The organism is Streptomyces sp. ID05-26A, from assembly GCF_033794685.1.
Classification (GTDB): domain Bacteria; phylum Actinomycetota; class Actinomycetes; order Mycobacteriales; family Pseudonocardiaceae; genus Lentzea.
In genome coordinates this window covers 10,997-35,076 of record NZ_JARAYZ010000002.1, presented here as the reverse complement: position 1 = coordinate 35,076, position 24,080 = coordinate 10,997, and the positions used below count along the sequence as shown (strand labels likewise).

General features: G+C 70.9%; 20 protein-coding genes and 1 pseudogene. 17 read left to right on the top strand and 4 right to left on the bottom strand.

The features are described from left to right. Window positions 1-10: 10 nt before the first annotated feature. Window positions 11-760, top strand: coding sequence for a DUF899 family protein (locus PV646_RS15860; RefSeq protein WP_500342488.1), 750 nt, complete (start codon window positions 11-13; stop codon window positions 758-760). Here the strand turns inward: PV646_RS15860 and PV646_RS15855 are convergent, their stop codons facing one another. Then, the gene (locus PV646_RS15855; protein WP_500342486.1) at window positions 761-1,324 is read right to left on the bottom strand and encodes a class I SAM-dependent methyltransferase; all 564 of its coding nucleotides are present in this window, start codon (window positions 1,322-1,324) and stop codon (window positions 761-763) included. Continuing rightward, the gene (locus PV646_RS15850) at window positions 1,281-1,499 is read right to left on the bottom strand and encodes a hypothetical protein (RefSeq protein ID WP_500342482.1); all 219 of its coding nucleotides are present in this window, start codon (window positions 1,497-1,499) and stop codon (window positions 1,281-1,283) included. Before PV646_RS15850 ends, PV646_RS15855 begins: the two co-directional genes overlap by 44 nt. A gap of 109 nt (window positions 1,500-1,608) precedes the next feature. On the opposite strand from PV646_RS15850, the pseudogene PV646_RS15845 reads away from it, so the two are divergent. The 4 genes and pseudogenes from PV646_RS15845 to PV646_RS15830 form a co-directional block, all read left to right on the top strand. Continuing rightward, window positions 1,609-1,830, top strand: a pseudogene (locus tag PV646_RS15845) (hypothetical protein); the annotation flags it as partial. A gap of 97 nt (window positions 1,831-1,927) precedes the next feature. Beyond that, window positions 1,928-3,244: a cytochrome P450 gene (locus PV646_RS15840; RefSeq protein ID WP_500342479.1), complete on the top strand. Its 1,317-nt coding sequence runs from the start codon at window positions 1,928-1,930 to the stop codon at window positions 3,242-3,244. 111 nt (window positions 3,245-3,355) lie between these two features. Then, complete coding sequence (gene tnpB / locus PV646_RS15835; RefSeq protein ID WP_500342476.1) at window positions 3,356-4,708, top strand: IS607 family element RNA-guided endonuclease TnpB; 1,353 nt, start codon at window positions 3,356-3,358, stop codon at window positions 4,706-4,708. A 159-nt stretch (window positions 4,709-4,867) separates the two neighbouring features. Continuing rightward, entirely contained in the window at window positions 4,868-5,794 is a 927-nt protein-coding gene (locus PV646_RS15830; protein WP_500342474.1) for a hypothetical protein, read from the top strand. Window positions 5,795-5,843: 49 nt separating this feature from the next. On the opposite strand, the gene PV646_RS15825 is transcribed toward PV646_RS15830, so the two are convergent. Both PV646_RS15825 and PV646_RS15820 read right to left on the bottom strand, forming a co-directional pair. Next, window positions 5,844-8,321, bottom strand: coding sequence for an FtsX-like permease family protein (locus PV646_RS15825; RefSeq protein WP_500342473.1), 2,478 nt, complete (start codon window positions 8,319-8,321; stop codon window positions 5,844-5,846). A gap of 3 nt (window positions 8,322-8,324) precedes the next feature. Beyond that, window positions 8,325-9,056: an ABC transporter ATP-binding protein gene (locus tag PV646_RS15820; RefSeq protein ID WP_500342470.1), complete on the bottom strand. Its 732-nt coding sequence runs from the start codon at window positions 9,054-9,056 to the stop codon at window positions 8,325-8,327. Window positions 9,057-9,290: 234 nt separating this feature from the next. Between PV646_RS15820 and PV646_RS15815 the strand changes: the two genes are divergently transcribed. The 12 genes from PV646_RS15815 to menC are packed head-to-tail and all read left to right on the top strand — an operon-like array spanning window position 9,291 to window position 23,916. Next, a complete protein-coding gene (locus PV646_RS15815) occupies window positions 9,291-10,667 on the top strand; it encodes a serine hydrolase domain-containing protein (protein WP_500342468.1) in 1,377 nt (458 codons plus the stop codon). Continuing rightward, a complete protein-coding gene (locus PV646_RS15810; protein ID WP_500342466.1) occupies window positions 10,664-11,515 on the top strand; it encodes a serine hydrolase in 852 nt (283 codons plus the stop codon). Before PV646_RS15815 ends, PV646_RS15810 begins: the two co-directional genes overlap by 4 nt. After that, entirely contained in the window at window positions 11,512-13,080 is a 1,569-nt protein-coding gene (locus PV646_RS15805) for an ABC transporter substrate-binding protein (RefSeq protein ID WP_500342464.1), read from the top strand. Before PV646_RS15810 ends, PV646_RS15805 begins: the two co-directional genes overlap by 4 nt. Further along, window positions 13,077-14,024, top strand: coding sequence for an ABC transporter permease (locus PV646_RS15800; protein WP_500342463.1), 948 nt, complete (start codon window positions 13,077-13,079; stop codon window positions 14,022-14,024). Before PV646_RS15805 ends, PV646_RS15800 begins: the two co-directional genes overlap by 4 nt. Further along, on the top strand, window positions 14,024-14,200 hold the full coding sequence (locus PV646_RS15795; RefSeq protein WP_500342462.1) for a hypothetical protein: 177 nt from the start codon (window positions 14,024-14,026) through the stop codon (window positions 14,198-14,200). The genes PV646_RS15800 and PV646_RS15795 overlap by 1 nt, the downstream gene beginning before the upstream one ends. Next, the gene (locus tag PV646_RS15790; protein ID WP_500342461.1) at window positions 14,188-16,014 is read left to right on the top strand and encodes a dipeptide/oligopeptide/nickel ABC transporter permease/ATP-binding protein; all 1,827 of its coding nucleotides are present in this window, start codon (window positions 14,188-14,190) and stop codon (window positions 16,012-16,014) included. The genes PV646_RS15795 and PV646_RS15790 overlap by 13 nt, the downstream gene beginning before the upstream one ends. Then, window positions 16,011-16,718 (top strand): ABC transporter ATP-binding protein, encoded by a 708-nt coding sequence (locus PV646_RS15785; protein WP_500342459.1) that lies wholly within the window; start codon window positions 16,011-16,013, stop codon window positions 16,716-16,718. Before PV646_RS15790 ends, PV646_RS15785 begins: the two co-directional genes overlap by 4 nt. Next, the gene (locus PV646_RS15780; protein ID WP_500342457.1) at window positions 16,715-17,746 is read left to right on the top strand and encodes a dipeptidase; all 1,032 of its coding nucleotides are present in this window, start codon (window positions 16,715-16,717) and stop codon (window positions 17,744-17,746) included. Before PV646_RS15785 ends, PV646_RS15780 begins: the two co-directional genes overlap by 4 nt. Beyond that, a complete protein-coding gene (locus PV646_RS15775) occupies window positions 17,743-20,964 on the top strand; it encodes an LpqB family beta-propeller domain-containing protein (RefSeq protein ID WP_500342455.1) in 3,222 nt (1,073 codons plus the stop codon). Before PV646_RS15780 ends, PV646_RS15775 begins: the two co-directional genes overlap by 4 nt. Then, window positions 20,961-22,025 carry a M20 family metallopeptidase gene (locus PV646_RS15770; RefSeq protein WP_500342453.1) on the top strand — a complete coding sequence of 355 codons (1,065 nt, stop codon included), beginning with the start codon at window positions 20,961-20,963 and terminating at the stop codon, window positions 22,023-22,025. Before PV646_RS15775 ends, PV646_RS15770 begins: the two co-directional genes overlap by 4 nt. Continuing rightward, window positions 22,022-22,819: a GNAT family N-acetyltransferase gene (locus PV646_RS15765; protein ID WP_500342452.1), complete on the top strand. Its 798-nt coding sequence runs from the start codon at window positions 22,022-22,024 to the stop codon at window positions 22,817-22,819. The genes PV646_RS15770 and PV646_RS15765 overlap by 4 nt, the downstream gene beginning before the upstream one ends. Further along, on the top strand, window positions 22,816-23,916 hold the full coding sequence (menC, locus tag PV646_RS15760) for an o-succinylbenzoate synthase (RefSeq protein ID WP_500342450.1): 1,101 nt from the start codon (window positions 22,816-22,818) through the stop codon (window positions 23,914-23,916). Before PV646_RS15765 ends, menC begins: the two co-directional genes overlap by 4 nt. Window positions 23,917-24,080: the final 164 nt, after the last annotated feature.

The following is a 24,080-nucleotide window of genomic DNA, read 5'->3' as shown; positions in this document are numbered from 1 at the left end:
AGGACTGACCATGACCGGACGCCCGCCCGTCACCGACCTCGCCACCTGGCAGCAGGCCCGGGACGCGCTGCTGGTCCGCGAGAAGGCCCACACCCGCGAGGGCGACGCGATCGCGGCCGAACGCCGGAAGCTGCCGATGGTCGAGTTCGACGGGAAGGTCGAGGTCGTCGGCGCCGACGGGCCCGTGCCGTTCATCGACCTCTTCCAGGGCCGCGACGAGCTCGTCGTCTACAAGCACATGTGGTGGGACGGCGCGCCGCACCAGGGGCAGTGCGAGGGCTGCACGCACGTGCCGTGGCACTTCGACAACGCCGCCTACCTCAACGCGCGCGGGGTGTCGTTCGCGATGCTGACCACCGGCGCGTGGGACGAGATGGCGGCGTTCGTCGAGTTCATGGGCTACACGCAGCCCTGGTACTCGGTGCGCGGAGTGGACGGTCCCGCCGGCGGCGAGATGGGCTACCTGACCAGCTACCTGCGGGACGGCGACCGCACGTTCCTCACCTACTCCACGACCGGGCGCGGCTGCGAGCGGGTCAACGGGTCGCTGAACCTGCTCGACATGACCGTGCGCGGGCGCGGCGAAGCCTGGGAACAGCACCCGGAGGGCTGGCCGGAGGCGCGGCAGGCCGGGTGGTTCTGGCGGACGAACGCGGACGGCGAGTCGAGCTGGGGTGAGGACAGCAGGCCCGTGCCGCAGTGGACCCGGCCGGGTGCGGCGGCGGTCGAGACCCTCGGCAGGCAGGGCCACTGCCACTGATCAGCGCGGTCTGGTCGCGGTGGCGAGGACGCGGTGCTTCCGGTCGAACGTGGCCAGGACGCTCCGCGCCTCCTGCTGCATCGACACCATCGCGGGGTCGTCGGGCGCGTCGGTGGCGAGGGCTTCCTCCCACATCCGCTTCTCGTGCTCGCGCCAGGCGGGACGGTCGGTCACCTCGACGTCGGTGAACCCGGCGTCGGGGAGCTGGCGGGCGAGGTCGAGCTCGCGGAACCGGTGCCAGACACGTTCGTCGGCGGGGTCGACCGGCTGCCAGCAGGTGATGGCCAGCCGGCCGCCGGGTCGCAGGACGCGCAGGCACTCCCGCAGCGCACCCGGCTTGGACTCGGCGAACTGCAGCGCGTCGACCACGAGCACAGCGTCCACAGAGGAGGAGCTCAAGCCTGTGGCGGCGAGCGTGCCGACCCGGAAGTCACCGCCGCCGCTGCTCTTCCTGGCCTGCTCGACGGCCACGGCGGAGAAGTCCACCCCGACCAGCCGGCACCCGGTGCGGCGCGCGATCTCAAGCCCGTACCCGCCGCGGCCGCACGCCAGGTCCAGCAGCACGCGGCCTTGCCCCAGGGCGCAACGCCGCCACGACCTCGTCGAGGCCGGTCCCGCCGAGCAGGCTGGTCGAGTCGAGGTGCGGCGGGAGGCCGAGCGTCCGCCGCACCAGGTCGTCGGCCAGCGGCGACGCGGCCCGGTCGGCGTACCAGCGATCGAAGTCCTCAGCGCTCGTCACGGGGCAGACATTGCCAGAACGGCGGGCGCCCGCGCGCGGGGGTTGATCAGCGAGCTCGTGCGCGACGTCACAGACCCGATTCTTCGGGGAGTCCGCTGACCGGAGGGCCGAATGTGTGGGGACGACCCGCGATCCGGACCTGTCGCCGAACGCGCGGTACCTGAGTTCGATCTATTTGGGAGGATCGGCGCCCGGCACGCTCATCCGTGCCGGGCAAGTCCAGGCGCACGGACACATGGCGAGGTTGACGCTCCGTACCGTTTCGAACGCCCTCCGCACCGCCCGCACCGGTTCTGATCGACATCTGGACCAAAGTATGACGGCGCGTTAGGCCCAGGGATGACGCGAGGAAGCGGCACCGTCGTTATTGTCCGTTCCGACGGACATCATCAGCTCGTAACCCCTTTCCGCCGAAAGGCAGCCGCGTCATGTGGGAAGTTCTGCAGTCAGCGACCGACGTCCGGTCGCGCGTGACCGAGTGGATGGGGAAGCGGTTCCTCGCGCACCTCAGCAAGACCGGGTTCGACCTCGAGTCGTCCTGGTTCGTGCCTTCTCGCGTGCTCGCCCCGCTGCGGCGCAACGGGTTGGACCCGGTGCCGGAACTGGCGCGGATGCAGGCGCACGGGCCGGTCACGCGGCTGCCGCTGCCGGTCACGGTGTGGCTGGTGACTGGGTACGAGGCGTCCAAGCAGGTGCTGGTGGACTCCGAGGCGTTCAGCAACGACTTCGGCCACCTGCGCGAACTGGGGCTCTTCTCGGACGAGGCACCGGGCGGACTCGGGTTCAGCGACCCGCCGGAGCACACGCGGCTGCGCAAGGTGCTGACGCCGGAGTTCACCATGCGGCGGCTCTCCCGGCTGGTGCCGCGGATCGAGCAGATCGTGGCGGACCAGCTCGACCTGATGTCCATGAAGGACGGTCCCGTCGACCTCGTCGAGCACTTCGCGATGACGGTCCCTGCGCTCACGATCTGCGAGCTGCTGGGCGTGCCCGCGAGTGAGCGCGAGGAGTTCCAGCGGCGCAGCGTCTCGCGGTTCGACCTCGGCGGCGCGGCCACGACGTCGCTGTCGGCCGTGTCCGAGTCGATCGTCTACTTCCGGGAGCTCGTACAGGCCCAGCGGCGCAACCCGACCGACGGGCTGCTCGGCGAGCTCGTCCGCAAGCACGGTGACGACCTGGGCGACGACGAGCTGGCGGGCCTCGCGGACGGGCTGCTGACCGGCGGGTTCGAGACGACGGCGAGCATGATCTCGCTCGGCGCGCTCGCGATGCTGCGCGACCCCGGCCTGCGCGAGCAGGCGCTCGGCGACGAGAAGGCCGTGAACGGCCTGGTCGACGAGCTGCTGCGGCACCTCAGCGTCGTGTCGGTGGCGTTCCTGCGGATCGCGCGGCACGACATCGAGGTCGCCGGGACGAAGATCAAGGCGGGCGACATCGTGGCCTGCTCGCTGTCGCAGGCGAACCGCGACCCGAGCGCGTACCCCTCCCCGGACGTCATCGTGCCGGAGCGGGCGGCGGGCCAGCACCTCGCGTTCGGCTACGGCGCGCACCGGTGCATCGGTGCCGAGCTCGCGAAGATGGAGCTGCGGATCGCCTACCCGGCGCTCGTCAAGCGGTTCCCGGAGATGCGCCTCGCGGTCGCGCCGGGCGACCTGTCGTTCCGCAAGCTCTCGATCGTCTACGGCCTGCATTCGATGCCGATGCACCTCGGCACTCAGCCCAGTCCGGTGCAGCACGTTCTCTAACAGAGGCGCGTGGGGGATTCGGAACTGCTCGGTGGTTGGGGCGTGTGTTCGTCTGTGAGCTGGGATGCCCGTTCGCACTGATGGGAACAGGCGTTCGATAGTGTGTCGTGTGTGATCCAGGCGTACCGGTTCGCGCTGGACCCTGGCCCCGCTCTGGAGCGGGCGTTGCGGTCGCATTGTGGTGGCCAGCGGCGTGCTTTCAACTGGGGTCTGGCGCGGGTGAAGGCGAATCTCGACCAGCGGGCCGCGGAGAAGACCTATGACCTCAGCGAAACGCAGCTGACTCCGTCGGTGTCGTGGTCGGCTTACGGTCTGCGTAAGGACTGGAACCAGGCCAAGGACATGGTCGCGCCGTGGTGGGCGGAGAACTCGAAGGAAGCCTATTCGTCGGGCCTGGCCAACCTGGCGACCGCCTTGGGCAACTGGGCCGACTCCAGGAAGGGCACACGGAAGGGTCGCGGGCTCGGGTTCCCCCGGTTTAAGGGGAAGCGGGCTGGTTTGTCGTGCCGGTTCACCACCGGTGCGTTCGGTCTCGCCGAAGATCGTCGGCATGTGAAGCTGCCCCGTATCGGCCTGGTGCGCACCCACGAGTCAACCCGGAAGCTTGCCCGGCACGTCGCGCGTGGTACCGCCCGAATTCGCTCGGCCACTGTGTCGTACCGGTGCGGGCGGTGGTTCGTGGCGTTCTCCGTGGAGATCACCCGCGCCGACCCCGCGCCCGTGCGGCCCGGCAGCGTAGTGGGTGTCGACCTGGGCGTGACGTCACTGGCCGTGCTGTCGACCGGCGAGACCGTCGCGAACCCGCGGCACCTGGACGTGGCGCGGCGGGAGCTGCGGCGCCTGCAGCGCCAGGCCGCCCGCCGCACCGGCCCCGACCGGCGTACCCGCCAGAAACCCTCCGCCCGGTGGCGCAAGACTCAGGCGCGCATCACACGGCTGCACTCCGCGATCACGAATGCTCGCCGTGACGGGCTGCACAAGCTCACCACCCGGCTCGTGCGCACCCACGGAACAGTCGTGATCGAGGACCTGAACGTGGCCGGCATGCTGCGCAACCGACGGCTGGCCCGGCACATCGCCGGGGTCGGCATGGCCGAGCTGCGCCGCCAGATCGAGTACAAGGCCGGATGGGCGGGCGTGCGCGTGCACGTCGCCGACCGGTGGTATCCCTCCTCCAAGACGTGTTCGGACTGTGGTGTGGTGAAAGCCAAACTGCGCCTGTCCGACCGCCTGTATCGCTGCGACGCGTGTGGTCTGGTCCTGGACCGTGATCTCAACGCCGCACGCAACCTCGCCGCGCTCGCGCACCGCGAGACGTCCTCCCCGAGTTGCGGGGCGACGGTAAACGAGCCCGCTGGAAACCTGCGTAAGACCCGCACCACGCGGGCAACGGGTACCGCCACGGGAAGACCCGCACCAACCAGTACGGGTCAACGCCGACGCCGCAAGGCGACGGCTGTCTGAACGTCGTGACCTCACGTTCACTCACACTTCAGGTAACGGATGGCCTGATACACCCAACTTTTTCGCAGTCGGAGTTGAGGGGTCATCCCTCATGCCTTCGCGCCGGCGTTCGAACAGTCTTTACCTACCAACGCATTCCGCGAACGGAAGGTAGAGACCATGATCCGCCAGGCCATCATCGCCGCCGCCACCCTCTCGACCATCGCCCTGCCGGCCGTGGCCGCAGCGGACCCGATCATCGGCCAGCCCGCGCCGTGCGTGAAGGTCGCCGACCTGGCCGGTGCGGACTTCTCGGTGAAGCAGTGCGGCGTCAGCGACGTCGACCAGTACCGCGCGGGTCTGGAGAACAACGGTGGCTCGTACTGCGGCCCGTCGTCGCTCTACAACGTGCTGCACCACTGGGCGCACAACCGGAACGCGCCGGTCGGGTGGCTGACCACGAAGGTCAAGAACCTCGACCCGAACGACCCCGCCGACCACAACGTGATCACCAACTCGATTGGGCGGATCGGCGTCGACGCGAAGTACACGAGCAAGGGCACGAAGCTCAGCAACCTGCGGACCGCGTGGACCATCGCGACCAAGCCCGCCCGGGACGCGGGCTGGAGCACCGCCACCGAGGGCATCAGCCCGCACGGGAACGCGGACTTCGGCGGCGACATGGCGAAGAAGCTGGCCCGCGGGCCGTTGCAGGTGCTCTACGGCCGTTACTCGGCCGGCCCGCAGAACAGCCTGCAGCGCGGTGGCGGCCACCTCGTCACGCTGACGGCGGTCGAGGGGTCGTTCGGCGGCAACACCGTGCAGGTCCGCTACACCGACCCGGCCAAGGCGGCCGACCACGGCGTGGGTGAGTACCTGAAGACGCAGTCCGCGACCGCGACGGTCAACGCGACGCTGACGAAGAGGTCCGTCTACGAGTACAGCCCGGTCACCGACAACCCGGACACCGACACGGACGAGAGCCTCACGCCGGGCACCTACCGCACGGTGACGCGCTGGCAGCTCACCACGGCGGGCTCGACGTCGACCACCACGGTGCTGGTGGAGGGCTTCAACTGGTTCGACATGGCCCCGCCCGTGGGCTGATGACCACGCACGACGAAGGCCACCCGGTGCCGGGTGGCCTTCGTCGTGTTCACTCGCGGGTGCCGATGGCGTCGATGGGTCTGGCGCGCAACGACAACCGGGTGGACACCCCGATCGACACGACGCCGAGCAGCGCGGCCCCGGCGAGTGCGCCCAGGTAGACGGGGATCGGGCCGTCGGGCAGGGGGCTTCCGGTGAGGCCGATCGCGAGCATCACCAGCGGGACCGCCGCCACCAGCGACCCCAGCACCGCGGCCAGTCCGACCGTGAGCAGCGCTTCGGTCCGCATCATCCGGACGATCTGGCGGCGTCCGGTGCCGACGAGGCGCAGCAGCGCGAACTCGCGGCGGCGGGCGGCCGTCGACATCACCAGGGTGTTCGACACGGAGATCGCGACGTACCCGAGGATCACGCCGACCGCGACCAGGTTGAGCAAGAACTGCGTCCGCTCGGCACTGCGGTCCTGCGCCGCCACCCGCTCGGTCACCTGCAGGCCCGGATAACGGCTGGTCAGGGCGTTGAGGGCGGTGGCGTCCGCGGCCTTGACCAGCACGGCGCTGTCCATGCCGGCCCTGGTGTGGGCGCGGGCGTCGGCGGCGGAGAGCACGTAGTCGCCGAACGCGAGGTCGTGCTCGTAGGTCGCGATGACCTTCAAGTTCGCCTGCTGACCGTCCGCGAACCAGAACTCCACCGTGTCGCCGACCTTCTTGTCCTCCCAGGAGGCGTGCGCGGCGCTCAACGCCACCGTGCCGGGCCGGAGGTCGTCGATGCTGCCGGACTCGACGCCCAGGTCGACCATGCCGCTCGCGGTGGCGTCCAGCCCGTTGGCAGGACGGCTCTGCACTTCGACGGTGTCCCCCGTCTTGCTGGCGGTGATCACCTGGGTGCGCACCAGCGACGTGGCGGTGCCGTCGTTGATCTGCCGGACGACCTCGGCGGGCACGCCCGTGACGCCGGTGATCACGTGGTCGGCGGTGATCGACCGCTCGGTCTGCTGCCGCACGGCGGCCGTGAGGGTCGTCTGGCTGTAGAAGTTGACCACCAGGAACCCGATGGCCAGCATCAACGGCGTGACCGCTGCCGCGAGCCTGCGCGAGTTCCTCGAGACGTTCGCCGAGGCCAGGTAGCCGCTCACGCCCGTCCTGGAGAGGGCGGGCGCGATCACCCGCACCGCCCCGCCGATCAGCCGCGGCCCGGTGAGCGTCAGCCCGATGATCAGCACGAGCGCCGCCATCACCGACATCGCCGCGCCGAGCTGCCCGCCGAGGAACAACGGCACCGCCGTCGCGCCGAGCCCGAGCGCCGTGAGGCCCCAGCCGAGGGCGAGCCGGACCTTGCCGACGTCCCGCTTCTGCACCGCGGCCTCGCCGAGCGCCTCGACGGGGTTGATCGACGACGGCCTGCGCGCCGCGCTCCAGGCCGCGAGCCTGGCCGCGCCCACACCGATCAGCAGGGCCGCGACCAGCGGGATCGGGCTGATCGAGAGCGCGAAGTCTGCCGGTACGACGCCGATCCTCGCGAACGCGGCCCGCAGGCCCTGGCTCACCCCGATGCCGAGCAGGCTGCCGAGCACACCGGCGACCACCGAGACGACCGTCGTCTCGACGCCGATCAGCCTGCGGATCTGCCGCGGCGTCGCGCCGACGGCCCGGAGCAGCGCGAACTCGCGGCGGCGTTGCTCGACGGTGAGCGCGAGGGTGCTGGCCACGACGAAGATCGCGACCAGGACCGCGTACCCGCCGAACGACCCGGCCAGGATCGCGAGGATCGACTTGGTCTGGCTGACGTCGTCGAACTCGGCGGCGCTGCGGTCGGCGCCGGACGACACGGTGACGTGGTCGCCGGCGAGGGCGTCCTCGATCCGCTGCGCCGAGGCACCCAGCACACCGATGGCGCTCACTCGGTCGGGGTTCCCGGCGAGCTCGGCAGCCGTGGCCTCGCTGAAGAAGAGGGAGGCCTGGCGTGCCGCACCGGCCGCCTCGGCGACCCCGGCCACGCGGTAGGTCACGGGAGCCGAGCGGGTCATCACCCGCACCTCGCCGCCGACGCCGACGCCCGCCTCGGCCGCCAGGCCCGAGTCCAGGACCACCTCGCCCTGCTGCGGCGCGTTCCCCTCCTTCACCGTGAACGGCGCCAGCACGGCGGAGTCCCAGTTGTGACCGAAGGACGGCTTGGCCGCGAGAGGCTGCCCGTCCTTCCCGACCACCACGGCCGGGAACGTCTGCTCGGGAACGGCTCGCGCACCCGGCACGGCCGCGATCTTCGCGACCAGCGAGGCGGGCAGGGACGGCTGTTCGGCGGCGTGTTCGAACGCCATCACGTCGCCGCCGGGTGGCCGCACGGTCCGGTCACCCGTGACGACCACGTCGGCGGCCGCGTAACGCTGGGTCGGGACGCCACCGCGCAGGCCCGACTCCATCAGGATCCCGCAGGCCGCGACGAGCGCGGTGCCGCACAGGACGGCGACGAACGCCCCGATGAACCCGCTGGTGCGGGCCTTGACGGTCTGCCAGGCGAGGGTCAGCACCGCTCACCACTCCCCGAGGTGCGTCATGCGCTCGGCGACCTTCTCGGGCGTCGGCGAGACCAGCTCGCCCGCCAGCCGTCCGTCCGCCAGGAACAGCACGCTGTGCGCGGCCGAGGCCGCGACGGGGTCGTGCGTGACCATCAGAACGGTCTGCCCCATGTCGTCCACAATGGACCGCAGCAGGCTCAGCACCTGGTGCGCCGTCCGGGAGTCCAGCGCGCCGGTCGGTTCGTCGGCCAGCACGACCTCGGGCCGGGCGACCAGGGCGCGGGCGATCGCGACGCGTTGCTGCTGGCCGCCGGACAGTTCGGCCGGGAGCCGGTCGAGCCGCCCGTCGAGGCCGACGCGGCCGACGATCTCGCGCAGCCAGCTCCGGTCCGCGGCACGTCCGGCGAGGCGCAGCGGCAGGGTGATGTTCTGCTCGACGGTCAGCGACGGCAGCAGGTTGTAGGCCTGGAAGACGAAGCCGATCCGGTCGCGCCGGACCTGCGTCAGCGCGGCCTCCTTCAGCCCACCGAGGTCGGTGTCGCCGAGCAGCACGCGGCCGGACGTCGGCCGGTCCATGCCCGACGCGCAGTGCAGGAAGGTGCTCTTGCCCGAGCCGGACGGTCCCATCACGGCGGTGAACGTGCCCCGCCGGATGGCGACGGTGACCTCGTCCAGCGCGGTGACGGCACCGCCTCCCGAGCCGTACACCTTCCGCACCGCCTGCAGCGACAGCGCGTCTGCCCTCATCACGTTCTCCTTGGCTCGCAACGACTTCTGGCCAAGAAGTTAGTTCCGGACGGGTGGGCGGATCGATCACGCAGGCTGCCGGGACCGAGGTGGAGCAGGCTCTACCCCCGAGTGGGTTCGTCGGCGCGGACAGATCACGGAGGTCAGATTCGTCGGGCGCGACGAGGTGGCCGTGAGGGCGCCGAACCTAGCGTTGCCGGTGACCGGAGTCACGTCGACCTGGATGAGGCGCGGATGTCCAAGCTCAACGAGATCAACGACTGGCTGCAGGAGAACCTCCCGCGACTGGTGGCCGAGCACGGGGTGCCGGGCGCGGCGGTGGCCGTCACCGTCGGCGACGACGTGGCCGAGGCCGCGGCCGGGGTGCTCAACAAGAACACCGGCGTCGAGACGACGACCGACTCGGTGTTCCAGATCGGGTCGATCACCAAGGTCTGGACGACCACGCTCGCGATGCAGCTCGTCGACGAGGACCTGCTCGACCTCGACGCGCCCGTGCGGGACTACCTGCCCGAGTTCCGCATCGCCGACGAGGACGCCGCCGCGCGGATCACGGTGCGGCAGTTGATGAACCACACGTCCGGCTTCGAGGGCGACCTCTTCACCGACACCGGACGCGGTGACGACTGCGTGGAGAAGTACGTCGCCACGCTGCACGACACGCCCCAGCTCTTCGCGCCCGGCGAGATGTTCAGCTACAACAACGCCGGCTACTGCGTGCTCGGCCGGATCGTCGAGGTGCAGCGCGGCAAGTCGTACGACGACTGCCTGCGCGAGCACCTGTTCGCGCCGCTCGGCCTCACCCACGCCGCCGCGGACGCGTACGAGGCGATCCTGCACCGCGCCGCCGCCGGGCACCTCACGCACGACGAGGAGGCCGGGCCGCAGGTGGCGCCGGTCTGGGCCCTGGTCCGCTCGAACGCACCGGCCGGGTCGATGCTCGCCATGAGCCCGCGCGACCTGCTGAAGTTCGCGCGGACGCACATGAACGACGGCGCCGGCGTCCTCTCGCCCACCAGTGTCGAGGCCATGCGGCAGGTCCAGGTGCAGGTGCCCGACCTGGCGTTGATGGGAGACGCGTGGGGCCTGGGCTGGGAGCTGTTCCACTATCCACAGGCGACGGTCATCGGCCACGACGGCGGCACGATCGGGCAGAACGCGTTCCTGCGGCTGGTGCCCGAGCACGGCGTCGCGGTGGCGTTGCTGACCAACGGCGGCAAGACCATCGACCTGTACCAGGCGATCTTCCGGCACGTGCTGCGCGAACTCGCCGGCGTCGAGTTGCCCGCGATGCCCGAACCGGCCTCGGAACCGGAGCGCGTCGACGGCGAGCGGTACACCGGCGTGTACGTCTCGGCGGTCGGCGAGCGCGTGGTCACCCAGGACGAGGACGGCCGGATCTGGATGGAGGTCATCCCGAAGGGGATCATGGCCGAGCTGAGCCCGGAGTCCGCCGGGAAGACCGAACTGGTGCCGTGGCGCGACGACACGCTCGTCGCCGCCGAGCCCGTCATGGGAATCCACATGCCCCACGCGTTCGTCGGTGACGACGGCAACGGGCGGGCGCTGTTCCTGCACACCGGCCGTGCGGACCGCCGGGTGGCCCGGTGATCGCGGAGGCCTTCGCGGAGGCGGGCGTGGAGGGGTTCGTCCACGCCCGCGAGATCGGGGTGGACGGTCGCGAGTCCGGGCACGGCGCGGACGAGCCGGTGGTGCTGGCGTCGGTGTTCAAGATCCCGGTCGCCGTGGCCTACGCGGCCGAGGTGGCGGCGGGACGCCTCGACGAGACCGAACGGACGCGCGTCACGTCCCGCTACCGCATCGGCGGGATCGGCACGGCCGGGTGTGCCGACGACGTCGAGATGAGCTGGCGCGACCTGGCGTTGTTCATGATGACGATGAGCGACAACGCCGCGACCGACGTCGTCTTCCACCGGGTCGGGCAGGCCGCCGTCGACGCGGTGGTGGCCGGGCTGCCGCGGACCCGGATCCTGGGCTGCTGCGAGGACCTGTTCGCGTCGGTGGTCGCGGACCTGGGCACCGAGGACGTCGAGGAGGCGTTCACCGATCCCGTTCTGGTCCCGAAGCTGTCCATTGTGGATCCCGCACGCACGACTTCCTCGACACCGAGGGAGATCACGACGTTGCTCGACGCCATCTGGACCGACCGCGCGGCCGCACCCGAGGCGTGCGCGCAGGTCCGGTCGATCATGGCCCAGCAGATCTGGCCGCACCGGCTCTCCTCCGGCTTCCCCGCCGACGTCCTGGTCGCCGCCAAGACCGGCACGCTGCCGACCGTCCGCAACGAGGCCGGCGTCGTCACCTACCCGGACGGCCGCGGCTACGCCGTCGCGGTGTTCACCCGCTCGCAGTCGCTCGACCTGCGCAACCCCGCCGCCGACGCGGTGATCGGCCGGGCAGGACGCCTCGCCGTCGACGAGATCCGGAGGACGTCATGAAGCGTGCGGTGGCGGTGCTCGCGGCCGTGGTCCTGGCCGGCTGCGGAACGTCGGCCCAGTCCGGCGGCCAGGACCTGGCCGAGGGCAGGACCTTCACGATGTCGGTCGGTGCCGATCCCGGCACGCTCGACCCCGCGCTGACGGTGCTGTCGGTGGCGCGGCAGGTCGGGCGGTTCCTCTACGGCAGGCTGATCGAGCGCACGTCCAGCGGTGACATCGTGGCCGGGCTCGCCGAGAAGTGGGAGGCGACCGTCACGACGGCGACCTTCACGCTGCGCCAAGGAGTCACGTGTGCCGACGGGGCACCGCTGACCGCCTCGGACGTCGCCGCGAACATCACCTTCGTCGGCGACCCGAAGAACAACTCGCCGCTGGCCGGGCTCCAGGTCGCCCCCGGCACGACGGCCACGGCGGACGACGCGAACCGCACCGTCACGGTGACCTCCGGCGCGCCGGACGCGTTCCTGCTGACCAACGCCGGCACGCTGCCGATCGTGTGCGCCAAGGGCTTGAGCGACCGCTCGCTGCTCGCCAAGGGCGAGCAGGGCACCGGCATGTTCAAGATCTCCGAGATCGTGCCCAACGACCACTACACCCTGGAGCGGCGCAAGGACTTCGCGTGGGGCCCCGGTGACTGGCAGAAGGACCAGCAGGGCCTGCCGGACAAGGTCGTCGTGCGGGTGATCGCGAACGAGACGACGGCCGTGAATCTCTTCCTGTCCGGTCAGCTCACCGCCGCCACCGTGGCGGGCCCGGACCAGGAACGCCTGCTGGCCCAGAAGCTCGACCACGTCGACAACGCCACCCCTCTGGGCACGCTGACGTTCAACCAGGCCGACGGGCACCCCGGCCAGGACCCCGCGGTGCGGCGCGCACTCGTCCAGGCGCTCGACCTCGCCCAGGTCGGCAAGGTGCTCACCAACGGCAAGGGCAGGCCGTCCAAGACCCTCGTGACGGTGGAACCCCGGCCGTGCACCGGGGACAACGTGGGCCCGAACGTGCCCGCCTTCGACAAGGCGGCCGCCTTGAGCGCGCTGGACTCGGCGGGGTGGCGGGCCGGAGCGGACGGCACGCGGGCCAAGGACGGCAGGCAGCTGACGGTGAAGCTGCTCCAGCCGACCGTCCTGGGCCCGACGCTGACGGCGACCGCCGAGCTGGTGCAGCAGGCGTGGCAGGGAATCGGTGTGCGCGTGGAGATCGCACCGGCCGACGCCGCGGGCATCAACCAGACGTTGTTCGGCACCGGCGCGTGGGACGCGTCGATGGTGCCGCTGACGTTGTCGCTGCCGAGCCAGTTCGTCCCGTTCGCCTCGGGCCCGGTGCCGCCGCAGGGCGTGAACTTCGGCCACATCGACAACGCGGAGTTCGCCGCGGCGTCGAAGCAGGCCGCGTCCCTGGCCGGCGCGGAGGGCTGCGAGCACTGGAACAAGGCCGAGGCCGCCCTGGTCCGCGACGCCAGCTTCGTGCCGTACTACGACGCCGTCGTGCCGACGTTCGTGAAGGGCGCGAAGTTCACGATCAGCGACAGCCTCGACCCGACCTCGATCCGGATGCTGGCCTCATGACGGGCTGGGCCCCGTTCGCCCGGCGGCGGGCACTCCGCTTCCTGACCTCGCTGTGGGTGCTGGTGACCGCGGCCTTCCTGATGATCCACCTGATCCCGGGCGACCCGGTCCGCGAGTCCCTGGGGCTCGCGGCACCACCGGACCTCGTCGCGGCCCGCCGCGCCGCGCTGGGCCTCGACGACCCGTTGCCCGTGCAGTACTGGCACTACCTGAGTGGCCTGTTCCGCGGCGAGTTCGGCACGTCGCTGATCAGTGGCACCCCCGTGGCGTCGCTGATCAGCGACCGCCTGCCCGCCACCGTGCACCTGGCGGTGCTGGCGTTCCTGGTCGTGGTCGTCGTGGCGGTGCCGGTGGGCGTCGGGATGGCGGTGCTGACCAAGGGCGGCCGCCGGCGTGGCGGCGAGCTGGCGTTCACCTCGTCCAGCGTGGTGCTCGCGGCGATCCCGGAGTTCCTGCTCGCGGTCGGGCTCGTGAGCCTCTTCGCGGTGCAGCTCGGGTTGTTCCCCGTGGCGGGCAACGACGCGTCCGGCTCGTGGGTGCTACCCGTGCTGGCCCTCGCGATCGGACCGGCCGCGGTGCTCGCCCGGATCGTGCGGGTGGAGCTGCTCTCGGTGCTGGGCAACGACTACGTGCGCACCGCCAGGGCCAAGCGCCTGCCGGCCCGGCTGGTGTACGTGCGGCACGCGCTGCCCAACGCCGTCACGGCGACGCTGACGCTGGGCGGCATGATGCTCGCCGCCCTGGTCGCGGGGACCGTGCTGGTGGAGAACGTGTTCGCGTGGCCGGGGCTCGGGTCGACCATCGTCGGCTCGATCCAGCAGAAGGACTACCCGGCGGTGCAGGGCATCGTGCTGGTGTACGGGGCCGGGGTGCTGCTGGTGAACCTGGTGGTGGACGTCGTGCTGGCGATGCTCGATCCGCGTTCGACGATCAGGGAGGCGTGATGCGCCCGGTTCCCCACCCGCTGGGCATGCGGCCCGAACTCAGGGGAGGCGTGATGCGCCCGGCTCTGCACCCGCGGTCCTCTGTGGACTCCCCGAGAAGTCTCGCGCGCCACCCGGCCGTCCCCTGCTCCCCCGGCACGAACCTCGCCTCCGGGGAGGCCGCGTGCGCCGCCTGACCGTCCTCCGCTCCCCCGTCGGCGCCACGTCCGCCGCCCTCCTCGCCGTCCTCATCGCCCTGGCGATCTTCGCCCCGATCCTGTGGGGCGACCGCGCCGCCGCCATCGACACCGACGCCCTCCAGCAGGGCCCGTCCGCCGACCACCTGCTCGGCACCGACCAACTCGGCCGCGACATCTTCTACCGAGTCCTCGTGGCCACCCGGCTCACCATCGGCCTCGCGCTGCTGGCGACCGTCATCGGCGTGACGACCGGGCTGCTCCTCGGCTCGATCCCCTCGGTGCTGCCGAGATGGGCGGCCCGGATCGTCACGTCCGGCGTCAACATCGCCGTCGCGTTCCCCGGACTGCTGCTGGCCCTGTTCTTCGCCGTCATCTTCGGCACCGGCACGATCGGCGCGGTGCTGGCCATCGCGTTCGCGATCACGCCGTCGTTCGCGCGCCTCACCCAGACGCTGACGGCCTCGGTGAGCGGACGCGACTTCATCGCCGCGGCGAAGGTGTGCGGGGTGGGCCGGTTCCGGTTGCTGACGCGGCACGTCCTGCCCAACATCGCCGAGCCGCTCGTCATCAACGCCACGCTCGCGGCCGGGTCCGCGCTGACCGCGTTCGCGGGACTGTCGTTCCTGGGGATCGGGGTGCAGGCGCCCTCCTACGACTGGGGGCGGTTGCTCGGCGAAGGCCTCAACCGCATCTACGTCTCCCCCGCGCCCGCGCTGGGGCCGGCGATCGCCGTGGTGGTCGCGGGGCTGGCGTTCAACCTGTTCGGTGAGGCCGCCGCGGCAGGTCACCGGAACCAGCAGCGAGGCGCGGTGACGCCGAAACCGCAGTCCACCGGCACAGAACCCGAGGCTGGGCTGCTGACCGTGCGGAACCTGCACGTCACGTTCCCCGGTGGGGTCGCGCCGGTGCGCGGGGTGTCGTTCACCGTCCACAACGGAGAGATGATCGGCGTGGTCGGTGAGTCCGGGTCGGGCAAGAGCCTCACCGCGCTGGCCGTCTCGCGGCTCGTCGAACATCCCGGCGTGGTCACCGCGGACACGTTGCAGTTCAACGGGAAACCGCTCGAGCAGACACCTGACCGTGAGCTGGGCACACAGCTGGCGATGGTGTTCCAGGACCCGATGACGTCGTTCAACCCGACCAAGCGGATCGGACGGCAGCTCGCCGAGGTGTCCGAGGTGCACCAGGGGTTCACGCGCAAGGCCGCGCTCGGCAAGGCGGTCGACCGGCTCAGGGCCGTGCGCATCCCGGAACCGGACCGGCGGGCCGGGCAGTACCCGCACGAGTTCTCCGGCGGCATGCGGCAGCGGGCGATGATCGCGATGGGGCTGATGGGCGAACCGCAGCTGGTGATCGCCGACGAACCCACCACCGCGCTCGACGTCACGGTCCAGAAGGAAGTGCTGAAGCTGCTGGCGCGCATCAGGAAGGACCGCAGTGCCGCGGTGCTGCTGATCAGTCACGACATCACCGTCGTCGCGCAGACCTGCGACCGCGTGCTCGTGATGTACGCGGGCCGGATCGTCGAGGAACTGCCGACCGACGAGTTGTTCACGGCCGCGCGGCACCCGTACACGACGGCGTTGCTCAAGGCCGTCCCCGATCTCGACACGGACCGGGACGCGCCGCTCGCGGTCATCCCCGGACGGCCGCCGGAGCCCGGTGAGATCGGCAGGGGCTGTCCGTTCGCACCGCGCTGCCCGCTCGCCGACGACCAGTGCCGGGAAGTGGAACCCGAACTCACGACCTTCGCGCCGGACCACCGGGTCGCGTGCTGGAAGTCCGAGAGCGAACTGGCAGGTGTCCGATGAACGCACTCGTCTTCACCAACGTCACGGTCCGCTTCGGCCACCACACGGCCGTCGACGACGTCAGCCTCACCGTGCCGTCCGGGCAGGTCGTGGGACTCGTCGGCGAGTCGGGGTCGGGCAAGTCGACGCTCGCCGCCACCGCGGTCGGCCTGCGGAAGCCCACCAGCGGCCACGTCACGGCCGACGGCAGGGTCCAGATGGTGTTCCAGGACCCGTACTCGTCCCTCGACCCGCGGATGAGCATCGGGAACTCGATCGCCGAGGCAATGCCCAAGCGCAAGGACAAGAAGGCCGAGGTCGCGCGGCTGCTCGAACTGGTGAACCTCGACCCCGGCCGGGCCACCTCGCTGCCGGCCAGGCTCTCCGGCGGGCAACGGCAACGGGTCGCGCTCGCCAGGGCGCTGGCCGGGCAGCCGAGGGTCGTCATCGCCGACGAGATCACGTCCGCGCTCGACGTGTCGGTGCAGGGTGCCGTGCTGAACCTGGTACGCGACCTGCAACGACAGCTCGGCCTCTCCATGCTGTTCATCTCGCACAACCTCGCGGTCGTGCGGTACGTGAGCGACCGCATCGCCGTCATGAAGGAAGGCACGATCGTGGAGGAAGGGCCCGCGGGACAGGTGCTCGAGGATCCACGACACGAGTACACGCGCGAGCTGCTCGCGGCCGCGCCGAGGCGTCACACCAGGCTGGAGGCTTCATGATCGACGATCTGCACGGGAGCAGCGTCGTCGCGGACACCCACAACGACCTGCTGGACGCCATCGCGCACCGGCCCGTCGAGCGGTGGGTGCCGCACTTCCGGGAGCGGTGGCTGCCGCAGTTGCACGCCGGCGGGGTGAACCTGCAGGTGCTGCCGGTGTTCGTCGACGACGTCTTCCGGCCGGAGGGCGCGCTCAGGCAGACCCTGCGGATGATCGAGGCCGCCCACCGCATCGCCGAGGCGAGCCCCGAGACCCGGCTCTGCCACGACGCGGCCGACATCGACGAGGCCCTCGCGCACGATCAGATCGCGCTCGTGCTCGCGCTGGAGAGCGCGCCGGGCGTCGGCGAGGACGTCGAACTGCTGGAGACCCTGTACCGGCTCGGCGTCCGGATCGCGTCGCTGGCCCACTTCGGCCGCACCGCGCTGGCCGACGGCAGCGGTGAGGACGGCACCGGCAGCAGGCTGACCAGGGCGGGTGTCGCCGCGCACGCCGAGATGGAACGCCTCGGCATGATCTTCGACGTCAGCCACCTGGGCGCGGCGGGCGTCGAACACGTGCTGGAGCTCTCGACCCGTCCGGTGATGGCGACGCACTCGTCGGCACGGGCCTTGCGCGATCACCACCGCAACCTGACCGACGCCCAGCTCAGGGGCATCGCGGACAACGGCGGCGTGGTGTGCGTGAACTTCTTCGCGCCGTTCCTGCACGAGTCCGACTTCACGATCGACCGCCTGATCGACCACATCGAGCACATCGCGGGTGTCATGGGCGTGCGCCACGTCGGTCTCGGCCCGGACTTCGTCAAGGAGGTCCTGGAGGACGTCACCCCACCGTGCTGCGAAGCGCAGTTGATCGAGGGCGTCCCGACCGATCGATTCCTGCCAGGGTTGGAGGGGCCGGCGGGTCTGCCGCTGGTGACCGAGGCACTGCAGAAGAGGGGATGGCCCGAGGACGACGTCGTCCGCGTCCTGGGCCAGAACGTGCTCGACCTGTTTCGTTCCGAGCTGAGGGGATCCGCCACGTGACCACCATCGAAGACCTGTACGGCCACGCGCTGCCGGAACAGCCCGCCGTCTCGCCCGACGGATCCGAGATCGTCTACGTCCTGCGCACCACCGACCGCGAGAACGACCGCGACGAGCGCGCGCTCTGGCGGGTCGTGAACGGCACCGCGAAGCAGCTCACCAGGGGCAAGGCCGACACCTCACCGGCCTTCTCCCCGGACGGGAAGCTCGTGTTCCTGCGCGCCCAGGACGGCCCGGCCCAGCTCTGGCTGCTCGACGGCGAGCCGGAGAAGCTCACAGACCTCCCGCTCGGCGCGGGGGCGCCGGTGTGGAGCGAGGACGGCACGAAGCTCGCGTTCACGGCACCCGTCGACATCGCCGACGCCTCCGCGCCGATCGTCACGAGCCGTCTCGACCACAAGGCCGACGGCGCGGGTTACCTGCGCAGCGTCCGCGCCCACGTGCACGTCCTCGACCTGGAGACCCGCGAGGTCCGGCAGATCACCAGCGGCGACTGGCACGCCAACAGCCCGTCGTGGTCCCCGGACGGCACCCGGCTCGCCTTCACGGCGGCCCGTGACGAGGACGCCGACCTGTCGTTCCGCGTGCCGGTGCACGTCGTCGCGGCCGACGGTGCGAAGGAACCGGAGGTCGTCGGTCTCGCCGACGGACAGGCCGCGACCGTCACGTGGACCGACGCCGGTCTGCTCGTCATCGGACGCACCTCCGCCGACGCCGGGCACCTCGACCTGCTGCTCCTGACCCTGGACGGCGAGGTGCGCAGCCTGTCCTCGCCGCTCGACCGCAACGTCATGGCCGGCATGGTGGGATACCCCGGCGGACTGCCCGTGCAGCGTGACGGCGAGGTGCTGTTCTGCGCCCGTGACCGGGGCTGCACCCAGCTCTACGCCGTCGATCTGGACGGCGGCGAGCCACGCCTGGTGCTGGGCGGGGAATCCCGTCTGGTGGCCGGGCTCTCGGTCGCCGGGGACACCGCGGCCATCGTCCTGGGCACGCCCACCTCGTACGGCGAGATCGCCACCGTCGACCTGACCACCGGCGAACCGACCGTCCACACCGGACACACGAAGGTCGAGCCGTTCGTCCGCGAGGACCGCGAGTTCACGATCTCGGACGGCACCGTCGTGCACGGCTGGCTGGTCCGCGACCCCGAGCGCACCGGCCCGTTGCCGCTGCTGCTCGACATCCACGGCGGCCCGCACAACGCGTGGAACGGCACGGCCGACCCGGTGCACCTCTACCACCAGGTGCTGGCACAGCAGGGCTGGGCGGTGCTGCTGCTCAACCCGCGCGGCAGCGACGGCTACGGCCAGGACTTCTACCGGGCCGCGCTCGGCGCGTGGGGCAAGGCCGACGCGAAGGACTTCCTCGAGCCGCTGGACCAGCTGGTGGCCGAAGGTCTCGCCGACCCGGCGAAGCTCGCCGTCACCGGCTACAGCTACGGCGGCTACATGACCTGCTACCTGACCAGCCGCGACCCGAGGTTCGCCGCCGCCGTCGCGGGTGGTGTGGTCGCCGACCTGACGAGCATGGCCGGCACGTCCGACGGCGGGCACTACCTGACCGCGCTGGAACTGGGCGGCACCGGCGACCACCTCGCGGAGTTGTCCCCGTTGACGCGCGTGAACGACGTCCGCACGCCGACGCTGGTCTACCAGGGCGCCGCCGACGACCGGTGCCCCGTGGGCCAGGCCGAGCAGTGGTTCACCGCGCTGCGCCAGAACGACGTGCCGGCGAAGCTGGTGCTCTACCCGGACGAGTCGCACCTGTTCATCCTCAACGGCAAGCCGTCGCACCGCGAGGACTTCAACCGCCGCGTCGTCGACTGGGTGCGCGAGCACGTGGAGAACCGCAAGCCGCTCGACCAGAAGCACTGGCAGCGCAGGCTTTCCGCGCTCGCGAAGAAGCACGACCTGCCCGGCGCCGCACTCGGCATCCTGTACAAGGGCGAGACCCTGCAGGCGCACCACGGCGTGCTGAACCTCTCGACCGGCGTCGAGGTCACCGACGACACGATCTTCCAGATCGGGTCGATGGGCAAGGTGTGGACGACGACGGTCGTCATGCAGCTCGTCGACGAGGGCCTGATCGACCTCGACGCGCCGATCGCCGACGTGTTGCCCGAACTGAAGCTCTCGGACGCCGTCGTGCAGCAGAAGGTGACCATGCGGCACCTCCTCACGCACACCAGCGGCATCGACGGCGACAACTTCACCGACACCGGCCGCGGTGACGACTGCCTGGAGCGCTACACGGAACTCCTCGCCGACGCGGCGCAGAACCACCCGCTCGGCGCGACCTTCTCCTACAGCAACGCCGGTTTCGTGCTCGCCGGCCGGGTGATCGAGAAGCTCACCGGCAAGACGTGGGACGTGGCGATGCGGGAGCGGCTCTACGAACCGCTGGGCCTCACCCGCGCGGGCACGTTGCCGGAGGAGGCGTTGCTGCACCGCGCCGCCGTCGGTCACGTGACCAAGGACGAGAAGCTCGAACCGGCACCGGTGTGGATGCTGCCGCGCTCGCTCGGCCCCGCCGGCACGATCTTCGCCTGCGCCGGGGACGTGCTGAAGTTCGCGGCGATGCACCTCCGCGGCGGGCTGGCCGAGGACGGCACGCGCGTGCTGTCCGAGGAGTCCGCGGCGGTGATGACCGAGAAGCAGACCGACGTGCCCGATCCCGAGGCGCTGGGCGACTCGTGGGGCGTCGGCTGGATCCGGTTCGGCTGGGACGGGCAGCGGCTGATCGGCCACGACGGCAACACCATCGGGCAGTCCGCGTTCCTGCGCATCCTGCCCGAGCACGACCTCGCGGTCACGTTGCTGACCAACGGCGACACGGCCCGCGAGGTGTACCTGGAGCTGTACAAGGAGATCTTCGCGGAACTGGCGGGCGTCGACATGCCGATGCCGCGGCAGCCCGCCGCCGAACCGCCCGCCGTGGACAACTCGCGGTACGCGGGCAGGTACGAGCGGGCCTCCATGCGGCTCGACGTGGTCGAGGGTGAGAACGGGCTGCAGCTGGACGTGACGCCCACGGGTCCGATGGCCGGCATGTTCCCCAAGCCGCCCGCGGTCGACCTCGTGCCCGCGGGTGACGACGTCTTCCTCTACCTGTGGCCGGATTCGAAGAGCTGGTCCTCGCTGGTGTTCTACTCGCTGCCGACCGGCGAGCAGTACGTCCACATGGGCGTCCGCGCCACTCCGAAGGTGTCCTCATGAACCTGCTGAACGACATCGAGCGGCTCGTGTCCTGCGAGTCGCCCTCCACCGATCTGGCCGCGGTCGCCCGCAGCGCGAAGGTCACCGCCGAGGTGGGTGCCGCGCTGCTCGGGGCCGAGCCGGAACGGATCGTGCTCGACGGCCGCACGCACCTGCGCTGGCGGCTGGGATCGGGACCGCGCAAGGTGTTGCTGCTCGGCCACCACGACACGGTGTGGCCGCTCGGCACGCTGGACCGGATCCCGTTCAGCGTGCGGGACGGCGTGCTGCGCGGGCCGGGCTGCTTCGACATGAAGACCGGCGTCGTGATGATCTTCCACGCCGTCGCGGCGCTGGGTTCTCCCGACGGGGTAACGGTTCTCGTCACCGGCGACGAGGAGATCGGCTCGCCGTCGTCGCGCGGGCTGATCGAGACCGAGGCCGTGGAGCACTCGGCCGTCCTCGTCTGCGAGGGCTCGGCGGACGGCGGCGCGCTGAAGACCGAGCGCAAGGGCACGTCGATGTACGAGGTGACACTGCACGGCCGCGCCTCGCACGCCGGGCTGGAGCCCGAACGCGGGGTCAACGCGACGATCGAGGCGGCGCACCAGATCCTGGCGGTGTCGCTGCTGGCCGACGCCGGACTCGGCACCACCGTGGTGCCGACCGTGCTGTCGTCCGGTACGACCACGAACACCGTTCCCGCGCAAGGGAAGTTCATGGTGGACGTGCGCGTGCGGACCCTCGACGAGCAGTCCAGGGTGGACGAGGACATGAAGGCACTCAAGGCCGTGCTCGACGACGCGAAGGTCGAGGTGGACGGCGGCCCGAACCGCCCGCCGATGGAGCTTTCGGCGTCCGGGGCGTTGTTCGACCTCGCCTCCCGGCTCCTGCCGGGGATCACGCAGGCCGCGGTCGGGGGCGCGTCCGACGGCAACTTCACCGCGGGTGCGGGCGTGCCGACGCTCGACGGACTTGGCGCCGTCGGAGGTGGGGCGCATGCTGAGCACGAGCACGTGCTGGTGTCGGAACTCGTCCCGCGCACCGAACTGCTCTCGGCGCTCGTGAGGGAGCTGACATGACGTTGGTCAAACACGACGTGGTGGTCCGTCAGCTCACGGACTACGCGGAACTCCTTGCCACACAAAGGCTGTACGAGTCGATCTGGCGATCGGACACCACTCCCCCGGTGACCGCCGAGCTGCTGCGGGCGATGACCAAGGCGGGCAGCTACGTCGCGGGCGCGTTCGACGGTGACGCCCTGGTGGGTGCCTGCATCGGGTTCTGCTCGCCCCCGGCCGCCGGCGCGTTGCACAGTCACATCGCCGGGGTGGCGGCAGGCATGCGCGGCCGCAACGTCGGGTACGCGCTCAAGCTCGACCAGCGGACGTGGGCGCTCGAACGCGGGATGACCGAGGTCACCTGGACGTTCGACCCGCTGGTGCGCCGCAACGCGTACTTCAACCTGGGCAAGCTCGGCGCGCACGCGACCGAGTACCTGCCTGACTTCTACGGCCACATGGACGACGACATCAACGGCGGCGGCGAGACCGACCGGCTGCTGATCAGCTGGCGGATCGCCTCCCCCGAGGTCGAGTCCGCGTGCGCCGGACAGCCGCGGACCGTCAGCGCGACGGGCGTGGTCGGGCTCGGCATCTCCGAGGACGGCCTGCCCGTGCCCGGAGTCTGTTCGGGCAGCACGGTTCTCGTCGCCGTGCCCGCCGACATCGAGACGCTGAGGGCCACGAACCCGGCCGCAGCACAGGAGTGGCGCTACGCCGTGCGGGAGGTGCTCGGCGGGCTGCTCGCCGACGGTGCCACCGTCACCGGGTTCGACAGGTCGGGCTGGTACGTCGTGGAGAGGAGCAGTTCGTGAAGCTGGACGGGGTGGAGATCCGCTGGGTCGAGATGCCGCTGAAGTCGCCGTTCCGCACCTCGTTCGGCACGCAGACCGTGCGGCAGCTGATGGTGCTGCGCGCGGTCACCGACGAGGGCGAGGGCTGGGGCGAATGCGTCGCGATGGCCGACCCCGTGTACTCCTCCGAGTACATGGAGGGCTGCGCGGACGTGCTGCGGCGGTTCCTGATCCCCGCGCTGACCGGCCCGATCGACGGCACCTCGGTGGCGCCCAGGGTCGCCCGGTTCCGCGGGCACCGGATGGCCAAGGCAGCGCTGGAGATGGCGGTGCTGGACGCCGAACTGCGTGCGCGTGGCGTGTCGTTCGGCCGTGAGCTGGGCGCCGTCCGCGACCGGGTGCCGTGCGGGGTGTCGGTCGGGATCATGAACTCGATCCCGGAACTGCTGGACGCCGTCACCGGATACGTCGACGAGGGCTACCAGCGGATCAAGCTGAAGATCGAGCCCGGCTGGGACATCGCGCCCGTCCGAGCGGTGCGCGAACGGTTCGCGGACGTCCTGCTGCAGGTCGACGCGAACACCGCCTACACCCTCGGCGACGCAAGGCACCTCGCGAAGCTCGACCCGTTCGACCTGCTGCTGATCGAACAGCCGCTGGACGAGGAGGAACTGCTCGCGCACGCCGAGCTCGCCAAGGTCGTTCAGACACCGATCTGCCTGGACGAGTCGATCACCTCGGCGTCGTCGGCGGCCGACGCGATCAAGCTCGGCGCCTGCCAGATCGTCAACATCAAGCCCGGCCGGGTCGGCGGTTACCTGGAGGCGCGGCGCATCCACGACGTCTGCGCGGCGCACGGGATCGCGGTGTGGTGCGGCGGGATGCTCGAGACCGGCATCGGACGGGCCGCGAACGTGGCGCTGGCGGCGTTGCCCGGCTGCACGCTGCCCGGCGACACCTCGGCGTCCGACCGCTACTACCAGATGGACGTCACCCAGCCGTTCGTGCTGGAGGACGGGCACCTGACGGTGCCGACGGGGCCGGGGCTCGGGGTGACGCCGTTGCCGGACGCGCTGGACTCGGTGACGGTGAAGACGGAGTGGATTCCTGTGGCATGAACGCCGCGCTGACCTGCGGAAACACGACTCCCGCAGGTCAGTGCGACTCCGTTCGACCTCGTTGACGGACGTACCGGCACGGTCAACGCGCGGTTCTGCTCGTCCCAACTCGAACCTCTGGCGGTCGACAAGACCGCCCACTCATCATGCAGGCCGGGTTCTGC

Excerpts from the sequence above, each read along its gene's own strand:
- PV646_RS15860 (WP_500342488.1), top strand. The coding sequence starts at position 11 with ATGACCGGACGCCCGCCCGTCACCGACCTCGCCACCTGGCAGCAGGCC.
- PV646_RS15785 (WP_500342459.1), top strand. The coding sequence starts at position 16,011 with ATGAACGCACTCGTCTTCACCAACGTCACGGTCCGCTTCGGCCACCAC.
- PV646_RS15830 (WP_500342474.1), top strand. The coding sequence starts at position 4,868 with ATGATCCGCCAGGCCATCATCGCCGCCGCCACCCTCTCGACCATCGCC.
- PV646_RS15770 (WP_500342453.1), top strand. The coding sequence starts at position 20,961 with ATGAACCTGCTGAACGACATCGAGCGGCTCGTGTCCTGCGAGTCGCCC.
- PV646_RS15840 (WP_500342479.1), top strand. The coding sequence starts at position 1,928 with ATGTGGGAAGTTCTGCAGTCAGCGACCGACGTCCGGTCGCGCGTGACC.
- PV646_RS15800 (WP_500342463.1), top strand. The coding sequence starts at position 13,077 with ATGACGGGCTGGGCCCCGTTCGCCCGGCGGCGGGCACTCCGCTTCCTG.
- PV646_RS15815 (WP_500342468.1), top strand. The coding sequence starts at position 9,291 with ATGTCCAAGCTCAACGAGATCAACGACTGGCTGCAGGAGAACCTCCCG.
- PV646_RS15765 (WP_500342452.1), top strand. The coding sequence starts at position 22,022 with ATGACGTTGGTCAAACACGACGTGGTGGTCCGTCAGCTCACGGACTAC.
- PV646_RS15820 (WP_500342470.1), bottom strand. The coding sequence starts at position 9,056 with ATGAGGGCAGACGCGCTGTCGCTGCAGGCGGTGCGGAAGGTGTACGGC.
- PV646_RS15780 (WP_500342457.1), top strand. The coding sequence starts at position 16,715 with ATGATCGACGATCTGCACGGGAGCAGCGTCGTCGCGGACACCCACAAC.
- PV646_RS15805 (WP_500342464.1), top strand. The coding sequence starts at position 11,512 with ATGAAGCGTGCGGTGGCGGTGCTCGCGGCCGTGGTCCTGGCCGGCTGC.
- PV646_RS15795 (WP_500342462.1), top strand. The coding sequence starts at position 14,024 with ATGCGCCCGGTTCCCCACCCGCTGGGCATGCGGCCCGAACTCAGGGGA.